We start from the raw sequence: 13,771 nt of genomic DNA on the forward strand, positions 1-13,771 counted from the left end.
AATCCCCTTTTAGCTCTCAATCAATTTCTTAAATTTCTTTTCTAATTGATCTGGTGGCAATACACCTCGTACATGATCTACTATAATTCCATCCTTATTAACAAAAAATGTCGTCGGTAAAGAGAATACTTTATAATCTAGTCCAGCTACTCCGTCCATATCTAGTAGAACCGGAAACTCAAATCCATAGCGATTAGCAAATGCGCTTGCTTCTTGTACTGGGTCACTAACAGTTGCATTCACCGCAAAAATTTCAACATCCTTTTTATATTTATCATACATATGAACTAAGTCAGGTGCCTCCATTTCACACGGCCCACACCATGATGCCCAAAAATTAATAATATATGGTTTTCCCTTGGCATCATTTAACGACTGCAACTTTCCGTCTAATCCTTTTAATGTGATGCCAGGTGCTTTAAAACCTACTTGTGGTAATACTTCTTTCTCTTGTAACTCTGCTTGCTTTGCTTTTCTTTCCTTTTCTTCTTTCTTTGAATTATAAAAGTTAACCCCCGCCCAAGCGAGAGCACCTACTAGTATAATAGCAATTAGTTTCTTCACTTTTCTTCCTCCTCATTTTTAAAAACCTGTAAATCCACCGAATAGACGAATAAAGAATGCTGTAATTTTCGTCATTTGATTTGTATACAATAAAATACCTGTTACAATCATCATTCCACCGCCAATTTTCATCATGACATTGGCATATGTAACAATCCATTTTACCTTCCCAATAAAGAATGCCATCACGAAAAATGGAACCGCAAACCCAAGAGTATACGCTGTAATATAAAGAAGCGCCCCTTCAGGATTCGTCGCGCCAAGCATGAGTACAGCTGAAAATATCGGTCCAACACATGGCGTCCAACCTGCTGCATATGTCATACCGACTAAAATCGAGCGAATATATCCAGTCGATTTACTTCTATACTGCACCTTTTTCTCTGCCATAAGCCACTTAGGCTGAAACAAGCCCGTCATAAATAGCCCCATTAAAACAATAAAAATCCCACCAATTTGTTGAATCAATTTTTGGTTAGATGAAAATGTTATTCCAATCCAACTTACCGATAAACCTAACGCGTAAAATATAACCGAAAATCCGATCATAAAAAATACTGTATGTATAATCGCTGATTTTTGCATAATCCCACGATTTTCTTTTAAATCTTGAATAGACACACCTGTAATATAAGATAAATAAGATGGATATAGCGGTAAAGAGCACGGTGATATAAATGACAATACTCCCGCCCCAGCCACAAGCCAAATTGTTAAATCTGCTGCATTCATTTTATTCCCCCTAAAACACTACAATGAGTAGTGTTTATTCTTAAAAAAAGAGGCTATATGCACTCTCCGACAATAAGTACAACCGACATACAGAATAAACCTACTGTTACATATACCGAATTCGTATGTAACGGAATAGTAAGCTTAACAACCTTTTCATTTAACACTTGCTCGATTCGTAAATTTATTGCTGTTTTTGCAAATGAAGCTGTAACACATCGATTTTCCATTGTCTTTATTTTAATTAATTTTAATAACGCGCTACCTAACTCAAATGAAGATTCCATTTTTTGCATCGCATATTTATCAGCAGCTAGCTCCTGATACGTATGATATCGCTGTAACAACCCTTTTAATATCGGTATGTACATCATTCCTTCTGCTAATAGCGTAAAACAAAATAATTTTAGCGGATCCCAATTCTTTTGATGATATTCTTCATGGAAAATAATCGCATCAATTTCTTCATTTGAAAATGTTTGAAGCAACCCTTCCGACATGACAACTTTCGGACGAAATAGCCCAATTGTAAATGCCGCAACTTCCGTAGTCGGCAATATATATATTTGTTTTCTTTTTCGGACGAAAGGGATAAGTACTTTTTGTAATTTTTTACTATAGAAAAATTGTCGCCAAATTCTTTTGCACACGATTAATACAGTAAGTAATAATAATCCAGCGATTATAATACGAATCAGCGATAATTCTTTCATATGTTTTTCTAACTGGAACAAGCAAAAATTTGAAAGAAGGAACATCTTATTTTGAAACAGAAATGGATATGTAACGTAATACACTAACATACTGAAAAAGAGGATACTAACAATTACTGCTAACAATACGATTTTACGCATTTGCCATTTCATTTCATTAATCCTCTCTTTTTAACTGACTCAATTTGTCTTCTAACTTTTTTATTAAAGTCGGATCAGCCTGCTCTAACTCATCTAACATATGATTTACAACTAAATCTCCAAATTCCCCCATCAATTCCTGTGTCATTTTCTTCGTTTGATTGGATAAGAATTCTTCTTTTGTTTGTACAGCACGATATATACCACTTCTTTTCACAGTCTGTTTTTCTAAGTGTAATTTCTCTACTAACCTGTTCATAACTGTCATAACAGTGTTAAAATTCACAGGTGATTCTTCACTTAATTTCTGCTGCACTTCTTTAATAGTAATACCATCGCTAGACCAAACAATCTCCATAATTTTCGCTTCAAGCGGTCCAAAGAAATGATTTAACCCGTGCTCATTTAACTTATAGTTTTGAGTAAACATTGTACAACTCCTTTCACACTACGAATTGTAGTATAAATTAAATGAAAGGTCAAACGTAAATGATATATATGAAAATTAACTACCCATAAATACATAGGCTATTCCATTCATTTTAAACCTAATTTTTCTCCAAATGTATCAAAAAGATACTGCTCTAATATTTGTACACTAAACTTCTCATTACGTCCAAGTGCAAATAATTCCCGATCTTTCGCTACGATAGTATCTAACGGAATAGCTACATTATCCACTATTTTTGTAATTTCAATTATATTACTTTTTACATTTACTTCTGTTTTAAATTCAACGTTTTCTAACACTATATGTGAACGTCTTCCTGATGCAAAAAAAGTAAAATTAGGATTTTTAACAACGCCAATTTCAGTCTCTAACGCATATAAATAGTGAAAAATTACATCTCTGTGTCCATCTTTTATTATTTTTTCATCCTTCTCATCGTCTAAGTATTCTTTCAGCTTCGTTGTAAATTCAAATCGAAAATCCACTTTTTTCACGCTCCTTCTTTGTATTTCATATTAAATAAATATATTGAAATAATTTTAACATATTGTAATACAACTTCCTATTAAAAGTAAAAACTGTTTTAAAAAATCGCTATTATTTCCGATACCCTTTTAAAATATAAGTATAAATTCAATATGAATCAATGCGTCATTATATCTATTTAAACATATTTTTTCCATATTTTGAAACATTAGTATGAAATATTATATATCAATGTATGGTCTCTAATGCATTGGTATATATAGTCAGTAGTTTCTTTACTATTCCGATATACTTAAGCTACATTTTCTAATTATTGATTACATTACGGAAGGAATGTAACTCTCTTCTATCGAATTTTTATATAACAAAAATAATTAGGTGGTGCTTTACTATGAAATTAGCTGTCATTGGTGACGGTGATTTACAAGATTCAAATCACTTGCCTATTAATGAACGCCTTATAGAATTAACAAATAAACAGTACCCAAAAATATTGTTTATTCCAACGGCTAGTCATGATGATGAAAGCTATATAAAATTATTTTTAGACACGTTTGAAAAACAATTACATTGTGAAGTACAAATTTTACGCATTACAACAGATTCACCTTCTAAGTATGAAATAGACGAGATGATTCATTCAGCCGATTTAATTTATCTAGGTGGCGGGAACTATATTCACATGCTTACGCAATGGAAAGAACATAGACTCGATGAAAAATTATTATTGGCTCTGCAACAAGGAACACTTATTGCTGGTTATAGCGCTGGTGCTATGTGTTGGTTCACGTCTAGTATCCGATCAGATTATGAGGGTTCTGGTTATATAGAGAGTAACGGTTGGGGAATTGTTAATAAAAGATTCTGTCCACATTATAATCAATTAAACAGAATGAACGCCTTCCATTCCTTTTTACAAAATCATCAAGGGAATATAGAAGGAATTGCACTGGAGGATAATTGCGCTTTATATATTACAGAGGAATCCTTTGAGATTATCGGTGAATCGGAAAAAGCATGGGAGTTTTATATGAGTGATAAAACACTCATTAGACAACATTTTGATATAACTTTAAAAAGCTATTTGTAAACCTGCACTTACGAAAAAATGTCCCTAAGTCTAATAACTTAGGGACATTTTTCTATTTAACTAACTAATCGTGTAATTCGTTTCTTTTGCCATGAAAGCTTATAATATGCATACTGCAATAGTAAGCTGACAATAAATGCTGCTGGATACCCGATCCAAATGCCTTCTATTCCAAGACTTGTATGGTAAGAAAGATAATATGCTACGGGTACTTCTACAAGCCAAATTGAAACAACTCCAATAACAGTTGGCCAAAGTACTGTACCGCTCGCTCGCATTGTCGCACTAATAATTTGTGCATGACCGAAAATTAAATAACTCCATAACGTAATCATAACTAAGCTATGAGCAATTTCAATTGTAGTTTGACTCGTTAAAAATAGTGATAAAATGTCTCTTGAGAATAAGTAAATAAGAGATATTAACACACCACCGATGACGTAGTTCATAATAATTCCGGCCTTCACAACTTTTTGCAATCTATCAAATTGATTCGCACCAATCGATTGTGCCGCAAAAATAGAAACTGTAATACCAAGGCTAACTGCTGGCATTTGTACATAACTTGCAACTTGATTCACAACGCCGTAAGCAGCTGTTGCATCCGAACCGTAACGATTTACAAATGCGATTACGGCAATTTCAGATAATGAAACTAATATCATATTAATACTCGCTGGAATACCGAGCCTTAGTAATAGCTTTAATAACTCCCCATCCATTCGAAGGTATTTTCTAACCGTTCCATCTAGTTGTAATGGGTGATTTTTCTTCTTTAAATACACAAGCATGACAATAAACGTAATAACTGTAGATATAACAGAGGCATAGGCTGCTCCATACACATCTAATTTCGGAGCCCCTAACCATCCAAAAATAAGAACTGGTAATAAAATCATATTTAGCCCTGTACTTACAATTAAAAAGTAAAATGGCGTTTTAGAATCTCCTGTACCTCTCATAAATGTTGTATATGCGAAATATAAAAATAATACTGGCATCGATATAAATAAAATCCGTGCATAATGTACACTTATTTCAATGATATTTTCTGGCGTTCCCATTAGACGCATAATATCCATCGCAAAAATACTGCCTATTATCGCCAACACAACTCCAATAATAAAGGTAAATGTCAGCGTCGTACCAACGATAGCTTTTAAACGATCTTCGTTTTTAGCACCAAACGCCTGACCAATTAAAATAGAGCTTCCTGAACCTATACCAATTACAAATGAAACGAGCAAGAAAAATAATGGGAAGAATGCTGATATAGCCGCTAAATCATTAACTCCAAGCCATCTTCCTACTACTACCATACCAAATAATTGTCCAACCGATTGTAGTACATTACTTAATAATAACGGTACTAAAAACATCGACATCGATTTCCAAATCGGTTTACTCTCACTTTCCAACTTATGTGACTCCGCACCTTCTTTATTGTTATCTGCAGGTGGTTTCAAATGTCATTTCTCCTTTTATAAAAAATCTATTTTCAATCTCTATCTCTTTGTATAGTTGTTATAATACTGTGCTTCTATTCATTTTCTTTTCGTATGATTATAACTTCACCCAATATTGACTTCCATCGGCTGTTCGATCTAAAAATCCATATTCGATTAAATATCTTCTTAAAGTTACGAAATCAGGGTATACATTTTCTATCACTGTATTTACTTCTTTTTCAGTATACTTTTTATTACTATCAAACTTCTTCACTAAATGGCGCAATATAATTAATTTACGCTTTTGTTTCTTCGGAAATTTAGAGAGAGGTCCATCCAATCCTTCTGGAAAATGAGCTTTTAATACTTCATTATTTTCTTCTTCCGTAATATTGTATCGATCATCCACCATCGTTGCTGTTCTATGAATTGGCACAAATTTCGTTTGTACTTTTGATTTTTCTTCTGATAATTCCATTAGCGCTAAAAATACTTTTGCTTGCTTCATTTTCTCTCGCAGTGTAAATCGATGATTACGAATTGTTGATGTACTCCCGCCATCCAACTCTTTTACAATTTCTTTATCATTCAGTCCCGTATAGAAAAACTGAACCATTTTCTTTTGTAAATCCGTTAATCCAGTAAATTTCTTATCCATATTTAGCAAATAATCAAACATAGACGTATGCTCATTTTGAATATGCAATTGGACGAACTTCTCTGCTTCATACAAAACTTGATTATCTTGATAAATAACACCTTTAATAAATGTTTCACCACAAGCTAAGCAAATGTACCCCTCTTTTTCTTCATCAAACACATACCCTTTCTTTAATTCCTCTATTGACGCATCCCAAAACTTCTCTGAAATATCGCTCATACTAAACACTCCTTCAAAATGTTTATTTAAAAACCAAACAAATCACTATATCGTTTATTATCACTTCATCATCTTATCACAACACAAACAAACATTTCAACGTTTCGTTTGCCCATTTTATAAACTTTTATAAAAACATCTATCGAAAGGATTTAATACAACGAAAAGCGAATATGTTTATACAAATTCATTTTATAGGATGTAAAATAGAACATGAATATTCTTCAAGACCTATGGTTTACCGTTAAGTAAATTGCAAAGAATACATATGCGATTAGTGAATATGAAACCGGTATTCACTCATTCCAAAACTTCAGTATTCAATTTTAACTACAAAAAAGATGTTTCCGTATAAGAAAACACCTTTTACTTTTTATCCCGCTATTTACCGGGCAGTAAGCCTCCCACTGATTAACGTTTCACTTTATATATTCTATTTACAGTCTCTACTAAAACCTTACTTGCTTGTACAAATGTATGCTTTCGATTTCTATCTTCAACAAATTTATTAGCACAACTACTCATAATCATCATACAACTAATTATGACTAACGCTATCTTTCTATTCTTGTAAGTCACTTTATGCCACTCCACTATTACAAAACTTCTTTTGAATTTATCCCATCAAGAAATTTTACATGAATAATAAAACGTATGAATATGCAATTCTGCATATTCATACGTTTTATCACAATGTTATGATTTAATTTAGTTAAAGGACAAGTATACTGAGGTGACTAACTTGAAGTTTAAAGCGAAAAAAAATCCATTCCACGTCATTTTCATTACATTATTTATAATTATTTTTTTCATTTCACTATTCTTCCAAAATGAAAATTCTATTTTTTTCACCCTCATGATGCTATTAAACATCGTGAATCTTTCTTCATTCTATTTCTCTCACTACAACATAACGGAATCATCTCTTGTTGTAAAACACGGTTTCATTTTTCATACTGAAATTCCATTTGAAGATATTCGTCACGTTAAATACTCTGGTAAAAAACTTCATTCAAAAAAATGGACTAGACAACAATTAGAAATCCATTACAATTTATTTGACTCAGTGACCACTTTCGTACCACTAGAAGAAGAAAAATTCATTTCACTCTTAAAAGAGAACTGCCCACAGATGAAAGTAATGAATACGCCTGCTAACAAATAATATATTTTGAAGCTTGTAGTATTGCAAGTAGATGAAACATAAAAATGAACATCAAAAAAGCCAAGATTCTATACTAAGAACCTTGGCTTTCTCTATTACTCTTTTGGAGCAATCATTTTCTTTGGATCTACAATTTCATCAAATTGCTCTTCTGTTAGTAGCCCAGATTGCAATGCTGCTTCTTTTAAAGTTAACCCTTCTTTATGAGCATGCTTCGCAATTTTCGCTGCATTTTCATATCCGATATGTGGGTTTAGCGCTGTTACAAGCATTAGTGAACGATTCACATTTTCATTAATTACTTCTTCATCTGCTTCAATACCAACTGCACAATTGTCATTAAACGAAACAATTGCATCCGCTAATAAGTGAGCTGATTGTAAGAAGTTATAGGCAATAACAGGTTTAAATACATTTAACTCAAAGTTACCTTGGCTCGCAGCAAATCCGATTGTTGCATCATTCCCCATCACTTGCGCTACAACCATCGTTAATGCTTCACTTTGCGTTGGATTTACTTTCCCTGGCATAATAGAGCTTCCCGGTTCATTTGCTGGAATAATAATTTCTCCAAGACCACTACGTGGACCACTTGCAAGCCAACGTACATCGTTAGCGATCTTCATTAAATCTGCAGCTAATGCTTTTAATGCACCGTGAGTATATACAACTTCATCATGGCTCGTTAATGCATGGAACTTATTTGGTGCAGAAACAAATTGTTTACCTGTAAATTGACTAATTTCCTCTGATACCATCTCACCAAATTTAGGATGAGCATTGATACCTGTTCCAACCGCAGTTCCACCAATTGCTAACTCTTTCATATATGTATTACTCTCTGCAATCATACGCTCTGTTTTTTCAAGCATACGGTGCCATCCGCTAATTTCTTGCCCTAAAGTTAACGGCGTTGCATCTTGTAAATGTGTACGACCAATTTTTATAATATGTTCAAATGCAGTTACTTTTTCTGCTAAAGTTTCTTTTAATTTCGTAATTGCTGGTAATACGTGATTTTCTACTGCGATTACACAAGCTACATGAAGCGCCGTTGGAAATGTATCATTTGAACTTTGTGACATGTTCACATCATCATTCGGATGAATATGTACCTCAGATCCCTTCTCTTTCAAAATTTGATTCCCACGATTTGCAATTACTTCATTCACATTCATGTTTGACTGTGTACCACTACCTGTTTGCCATACGACAAGCGGAAAATGTTCATTCCATTTCCCTGCAATGACTTCGTCAGCTGCTGCAACAATTGCTTCTGCTTTTTCTTCTGATAGCTTTCCTAATTTTTGATTGGTAAGTGCTGCACTCTTCTTTAAAATTGCAAATGCTTTTACAATTTCAAGCGGCATTTGCTCTGTTCCAATTGGAAAGTTTTCTTTACTACGTTGTGTTTGTGCTGCCCATAATTTATCAGCTGGAACTTTTATTTCTCCTAATGTATCTCTTTCAATTCTGTACTCCATGTTTTCATCCCCTTGAAAATATAATACCTACATCTCTTATAATAACAGACTTTCTCTTAAATGATAAGAATTCTCACTCTTATATATAGATATTCTATATTTATTTTAAAAAATTCCTCTTGACCTAAACTTAAGTTTAGGCTGTATCCTTTCCATTGTAACCTACTATAACACTACTGGAGGAATTCAATATGAAAAAATATGCTTTTATAACAGGTGCAAATAAAGGAATTGGATATGAACTTGTTCGTCAATTAGCAGAAAAAGATTATCACGTATTTTTAGGTGCTCGCAATGAACAACTTGGACAACAAGCCGTAGAATCTTTAAATGTTTCAAACGTTTCCTATATTCAAGTAGATATTTCAAATTCACAATCCATTCAAGAAGCAACAAAGAAAATTTACGAAACGACTGACCACTTACATTTATTAATTAATAACGCAGGCATAGCGCTAGACTTCAATATACTACCTAGTGAATTAAATATTGAAACTTTACGCCAAGGATTTGAAGTTAATTTTTTTGGAACTTTCCAAATGATGCAAGCCTTTTTACCATTATTAAAGAATTCGAGCAACAGTAAAATACTAAATGTAACAACTGACATGGCCTCACTAACAATGTTTGCTAATGGTGAAACACATCCAATTAATACACTAGGATATAATTCTTCCAAAACAGCTATTAATGCTTTAACATTAGCTTTTAGTAAAGAATTTGCCACTAACGGTCCAGAAGTATTTGGGGTAACTCCTGGTTTTACAACTACGGATCTTAATGGAAATTCCCCCGGTGGCCATACAACCACTGAAAGTGCTAAAATTATTATTAAATATGCATTAAGTGAAACAAACTATAATGGTAAAATACTTAACAAAGATGGCATTATACCTTGGTAATAAAAGGATGAATGATATGTATTATACAATTGGGCAAGTCGCCAAAATGCAACATTTAACTATTTCTCAAATACGTTATTACGATAAACAAGGACTGTTTCCTTTTCTGCAAAGAAACGAAAAAGGAGATCGAGTTTTTGATGAAGAAGCACTGAAATATTTAGAAATGATTTTGTGTTTAAAAAACACCAGTATGCCAATTCAAAAAATAAAACAATTTATCGACTGGTCTATGGAAGGAGAATCTACCATCCTTCAAAGGTTAGAATTAATGAAACAACAGGAGACCAATGTCTTACAGCTCATGCAAGACACTGAAAAAAACTTAAAAAAGATACAACAAAAAATTGCTAAATATGAGAATGAAATTACTTTAGCAAATGCTATTAAAAAATAAAAAAATCACCTTCTACATATTGTAGAAGGTGATTTTTATTTTATGATGCTTGCTTTCCTTTATCTGCATCATCTACATACCAGATGAATTTGCCTGTATATCCGTAAATAACTGCTAAAATTAACGATACGAAGCTTAACCACATAAACGGAACGTATGAGAACGTTGCTACACCTAAAATACCAGCCATAAAAATACCATTATCAGACCATGGAACCATACCTGAAGTTAACGTTCCACCTACTTCTGAGTTACGCGCTAATACACGACGGTCTATTTTTAATTTATCATAGCTATCTTCCATAATTTTTGGTGTTAAAATTAGTGATACATACATCGCACAACCAAATATATTAGCTAAGAATGCCACGATTAATGTAGACAATGTTACATTACCTGCAGAATTTAATTTCTTCTCAAATTTTGATACGATTACTTTTAAAACACCTAGTTTTTCAAGTAATCCACCAAATCCTAAACCGAAAATAATAACGGCTACTGAGCCAAGCATGCCGTTAATTCCACCACGGTTTAATAACTTGTCAACAAACTCAACACCAGATTGAATTGAGAATCCGTTATAAGCTGTTCCAATCGCCTCTCCAAAGTTCATCCCTTGGAAAAGAGTTGCCCAAATTGCACCAATTAAAGCTCCCATTGCAATTGTTGGCATAGACGGTTTCTTCATCGCTAATAGAACGATAACAATGACCGCCGGAACAAGCATCCATATTTTAATATCAAATTGCTTTAATAAAGCTTCTTTTAAAAATTCTACTCGATTCAAATCTACATTATCGCCGCCATACATCCAACCAGCTACAGTAAACATAATACTAGTAATAATATAAGCCGGAACATCTAATACGAGCATAGCTCGAACGTGAGCAATAACATCTACTTTCGCCATAGAAGCTGCAAGAACTGTGCTATCAGAAAGTGGTGATAATTTGTCGCCGAAATAAGCTCCTGAAAGAACTGCGCCAGCAACAAGCGGAAGTGGTAAACCAAGTCCTTCACCAATCGCCATCATAGCAATACCTGCTGTTCCCACTGTTCCCCAAGACGTTCCTGTTGCGATAGAAGTTATAGAACAAATAATTAATGTTGCTAATAGGAATATGCTAGGGTGAATAAATTCTAATCCATAATAGATTAATGTTGGTACTACCCCACCAGCAATCCATGTTCCAATTAAAGCACCTACTGCAACTAAAATCAGTATTGCTTCTAATCCGTTAGAAATCCCTTTCGTAATTGCATCTTGCAATTCTTGATAACGAAATCCTAATCTTAATCCAAGCGCAATTACTAAAAACCATGAAATAAATAGCGCTAATTGAATTGGGAGATCAAAAATCGTTTGGAAGGAAAAGACAACAGCAAGAAATAGTAATAAAAGAACTATGATTTCTAGCATCGATGGTAATCTTACACTTTTCATTTTTTTCTCTCCTTACAAGTCGATAACATGACGTATGTCGTCTTACATGTATGTAATATACAATTAGCGAAGACAAAACAAAATTTTCATATTATTTCGATTTATTTTTCCAGTATAATATATTCACAACCCTTTCTATTGTAAAAGTAGATTACGTTTTTCGCAATGAAAAATATAAAAAATGTTGTATTTTTATTTATCCCGATATTTCCGGCCAATAAGACCTCCGCCTTAAAATTCAGTAAGTGCAAAGCAATTAGTTAAGAAATTAACTACTGTAAAATCCCGGATTGACATGAACGTATTAAAGCTTCACTTTATTTACAAAGAACAATCCCATACTAACTTTTTTAATATTTGCTGCAACAAAACTTTTTACAACTATCTTAACTTTTTAATTAACACCATAATTTCCCACACAAAAATAGGGCACACATCATTAAAATGATGCATGCCCTACCTTTATTTATACATATTTTGTATTTCTTCTTTATTTTTAAGTATTTCCTCAAACTTATCACTACAACCCTTCGGAAATAACACTCCCAGTCCATATGAATGCGCAAATTGAAAATGAGGGTACTTCGCTTTTACCTCATCCCAAAACTTATACACGCCGAAATCACTACTTCTAACTTCAATATCATGAAATAATACAATACCGTTTTTCGCGACTTTCGGTATCCATGTATTATAATCGTGAGAAACAGCTTCATACGTATGATAGCCATCAATATGCAAAAGATTTATCGTTTCATCTTGAAACCGGTCTACAGCATCATCAAAAGTAGATCGAATTAAATTTCCTATATTAAGGTAGTTATCGCTCACTACTTTCTCTACTATTTGAAAAACCCCTTCTCCATATGGACCTGTATGCCCATCTCCAGCCCAAGTATCTACTGCAAAGCATTTAGTCGATAACCCTCCATCTTTTACTCCCTGGCAAAAACTAAAAAAGGAGGCTCCTAAATGTGTACCTAACTCAACTAAAGTTTCTGGTTTTTCAAATCGTACTAAGTCATATGCAAAATCTAAATGTCCACTCCAAGCAGATTGTGACCGAATAATAGGACTAAATGTTTCAAATTCAAATGATGGTTTATGAGTAACCCAGTTCATCGCATAACTCCTTCTGCACATATTTTTAACAAACCAAATTACTCTTATCTTTATTTTTTTATCGCCATGATTATGATTCTATTTCATGAAAATATGAAGAATTTATTCTTTTCTATTGAGGTAAAGCATCATATACATATGGATCAGTTGGCTTATTAATTTTCTCGATTTTGTTTACTTTTACAAGTGGAAAGACTGTTCCTTTATATGTCGTTTCATCTAATAATCCTGTTATTTTCACCCATGTTTCTTCTGGAATTTTTTCAATATTTTTCCTGGTAACAATCATCCCCCAGACTGATGCATCCGCAATACAACAAGTTATGCCATATCGAGCCACTACTACTTTATTACCCGTCACATCTTTATCCTTATATATAAACCCTAAGAATGTAATTTCTTTCCCTTTAAACCAATTAACATTTTGACCAATTACATTCATTGTTTGAACATAGTCCTTATCCTTTACTTGTAGTTTACGCTGTCCTAACATACTTTTTACTACTTGCTCTTCCGTTTTATAAGTCGTTGATAAATTTGATGTTTCTTCTGGATCAACGGATACTTCTCGCCCATCAAAATTAACCTGTTCCCCCTCTTTTTCATTCCTTTCCAGACTTCTCGACTGTACACTTTGATTCATACCCCTCGTATATTAATATTTAAGCCCTATCTCAGGCTTAGTTTTACTCTCTAATAAGAGTCCAGTAATAAAGAAAATACTTGGACGTCTCAAGATATTTCTAGATAAT

General features: G+C 33.3%; 15 protein-coding genes and 1 pseudogene. 4 read left to right on the forward strand and 12 right to left on the reverse strand.

Translation table 11 applies throughout. From position 1 onward, the window contains the following. Positions 1–9: 9 nt before the first annotated feature. The 5 genes from MR168_RS19605 to MR168_RS19625 all read right to left on the reverse strand — a co-directional run bounded on the left by MR168_RS19605 (position 10) and on the right by MR168_RS19625 (position 3,086). The gene (locus MR168_RS19605) at positions 10–564 is read right to left on the reverse strand and encodes a TlpA family protein disulfide reductase (protein ID WP_000733174.1); all 555 of its coding nucleotides are present in this window, start codon (positions 562–564) and stop codon (positions 10–12) included. Positions 565–582: 18 nt separating this feature from the next. Then, entirely contained in the window at positions 583–1,296 is a 714-nt protein-coding gene (gene ccdA / locus MR168_RS19610) for a cytochrome c-type biogenesis protein CcdA (RefSeq protein WP_000990443.1), read from the reverse strand. Positions 1,297–1,349: 53 nt separating this feature from the next. Further along, a complete protein-coding gene (locus MR168_RS19615) occupies positions 1,350–2,162 on the reverse strand; it encodes a M56 family metallopeptidase (protein WP_016122256.1) in 813 nt (270 codons plus the stop codon). A gap of 4 nt (positions 2,163–2,166) precedes the next feature. After that, positions 2,167–2,580, reverse strand: coding sequence for a BlaI/MecI/CopY family transcriptional regulator (locus tag MR168_RS19620; protein WP_000495053.1), 414 nt, complete (start codon positions 2,578–2,580; stop codon positions 2,167–2,169). A 107-nt stretch (positions 2,581–2,687) separates the two neighbouring features. Continuing rightward, a complete protein-coding gene (locus MR168_RS19625; protein WP_000347525.1) occupies positions 2,688–3,086 on the reverse strand; it encodes a DUF3942 family protein in 399 nt (132 codons plus the stop codon). 392 nt (positions 3,087–3,478) lie between these two features. Here MR168_RS19625 and MR168_RS19630 point away from each other — a divergent pair, with 392 nt between their 5' ends. Beyond that, positions 3,479–4,177 carry a peptidase E gene (locus MR168_RS19630; RefSeq protein ID WP_086411620.1) on the forward strand — a complete coding sequence of 233 codons (699 nt, stop codon included), beginning with the start codon at positions 3,479–3,481 and terminating at the stop codon, positions 4,175–4,177. A 56-nt stretch (positions 4,178–4,233) separates the two neighbouring features. Here MR168_RS19630 and MR168_RS19635 read toward each other — a convergent pair whose 3' ends face one another. From MR168_RS19635 to MR168_RS19645, 3 genes are all read right to left on the reverse strand, one after another. Next, on the reverse strand, positions 4,234–5,643 hold the full coding sequence (locus MR168_RS19635) for an MATE family efflux transporter (RefSeq protein ID WP_000804129.1): 1,410 nt from the start codon (positions 5,641–5,643) through the stop codon (positions 4,234–4,236). Between the two features lie 97 nt (positions 5,644–5,740). Continuing rightward, entirely contained in the window at positions 5,741–6,505 is a 765-nt protein-coding gene (locus MR168_RS19640; RefSeq protein ID WP_001280279.1) for a DUF2087 domain-containing protein, read from the reverse strand. Positions 6,506–6,916: 411 nt separating this feature from the next. Then, positions 6,917–7,084: a hypothetical protein gene (locus MR168_RS19645; protein ID WP_000221433.1), complete on the reverse strand. Its 168-nt coding sequence runs from the start codon at positions 7,082–7,084 to the stop codon at positions 6,917–6,919. Positions 7,085–7,247: 163 nt separating this feature from the next. Between MR168_RS19645 and MR168_RS19650 the strand changes: the two genes are divergently transcribed. After that, positions 7,248–7,670 carry a PH domain-containing protein gene (locus MR168_RS19650; protein ID WP_000669066.1) on the forward strand — a complete coding sequence of 141 codons (423 nt, stop codon included), beginning with the start codon at positions 7,248–7,250 and terminating at the stop codon, positions 7,668–7,670. A 95-nt stretch (positions 7,671–7,765) separates the two neighbouring features. Here the strand turns inward: MR168_RS19650 and fumC are convergent, their stop codons facing one another. Then, positions 7,766–9,154: a class II fumarate hydratase gene (gene fumC, locus MR168_RS19655; protein WP_049108328.1), complete on the reverse strand. Its 1,389-nt coding sequence runs from the start codon at positions 9,152–9,154 to the stop codon at positions 7,766–7,768. A gap of 191 nt (positions 9,155–9,345) precedes the next feature. On the opposite strand from fumC, the gene MR168_RS19660 reads away from it, so the two are divergent. Continuing rightward, positions 9,346–10,056 (forward strand): SDR family NAD(P)-dependent oxidoreductase, encoded by a 711-nt coding sequence (locus MR168_RS19660; RefSeq protein ID WP_006923251.1) that lies wholly within the window; start codon positions 9,346–9,348, stop codon positions 10,054–10,056. Between the two features lie 16 nt (positions 10,057–10,072). Beyond that, the gene (locus tag MR168_RS19665) at positions 10,073–10,453 is read left to right on the forward strand and encodes a MerR family transcriptional regulator (protein ID WP_016122254.1); all 381 of its coding nucleotides are present in this window, start codon (positions 10,073–10,075) and stop codon (positions 10,451–10,453) included. Between the two features lie 40 nt (positions 10,454–10,493). Here MR168_RS19665 and nhaC read toward each other — a convergent pair whose 3' ends face one another. The 3 genes and pseudogenes from nhaC to MR168_RS19680 form a co-directional block, all read right to left on the reverse strand. Then, the gene (gene nhaC, locus MR168_RS19670; protein ID WP_000843992.1) at positions 10,494–11,897 is read right to left on the reverse strand and encodes a Na+/H+ antiporter NhaC; all 1,404 of its coding nucleotides are present in this window, start codon (positions 11,895–11,897) and stop codon (positions 10,494–10,496) included. 462 nt (positions 11,898–12,359) lie between these two features. Further along, entirely contained in the window at positions 12,360–13,019 is a 660-nt protein-coding gene (locus MR168_RS19675) for a class I SAM-dependent methyltransferase (protein WP_001104667.1), read from the reverse strand. Between the two features lie 112 nt (positions 13,020–13,131). Beyond that, positions 13,132–13,668 (reverse strand): annotated as a pseudogene (locus MR168_RS19680) (TIGR03943 family putative permease subunit); the annotation flags it as partial. Between the last annotated feature and the right edge of the window lie 103 nt (positions 13,669–13,771).

This window comes from Bacillus cereus group sp. BfR-BA-01356, assembly GCF_022663635.1.
Classification (GTDB): domain Bacteria; phylum Bacillota; class Bacilli; order Bacillales; family Bacillaceae_G; genus Bacillus_A; species Bacillus_A cereus.

Excerpts from the sequence above, each read along its gene's own strand:
- ccdA (WP_000990443.1), bottom strand. The coding sequence starts at position 1,296 with ATGAATGCAGCAGATTTAACAATTTGGCTTGTGGCTGGGGCGGGAGTA.
- MR168_RS19615 (WP_016122256.1), bottom strand. The coding sequence starts at position 2,162 with ATGAAATGGCAAATGCGTAAAATCGTATTGTTAGCAGTAATTGTTAGT.
- MR168_RS19620 (WP_000495053.1), bottom strand. The coding sequence starts at position 2,580 with ATGTTTACTCAAAACTATAAGTTAAATGAGCACGGGTTAAATCATTTC.
- MR168_RS19630 (WP_086411620.1), top strand. The coding sequence starts at position 3,479 with ATGAAATTAGCTGTCATTGGTGACGGTGATTTACAAGATTCAAATCAC.
- MR168_RS19640 (WP_001280279.1), bottom strand. The coding sequence starts at position 6,505 with ATGAGCGATATTTCAGAGAAGTTTTGGGATGCGTCAATAGAGGAATTA.
- fumC (WP_049108328.1), bottom strand. The coding sequence starts at position 9,154 with ATGGAGTACAGAATTGAAAGAGATACATTAGGAGAAATAAAAGTTCCA.
- MR168_RS19660 (WP_006923251.1), top strand. The coding sequence starts at position 9,346 with ATGAAAAAATATGCTTTTATAACAGGTGCAAATAAAGGAATTGGATAT.
- MR168_RS19665 (WP_016122254.1), top strand. The coding sequence starts at position 10,073 with ATGTATTATACAATTGGGCAAGTCGCCAAAATGCAACATTTAACTATT.
- nhaC (WP_000843992.1), bottom strand. The coding sequence starts at position 11,897 with ATGAAAAGTGTAAGATTACCATCGATGCTAGAAATCATAGTTCTTTTA.
- MR168_RS19675 (WP_001104667.1), bottom strand. The coding sequence starts at position 13,019 with ATGAACTGGGTTACTCATAAACCATCATTTGAATTTGAAACATTTAGT.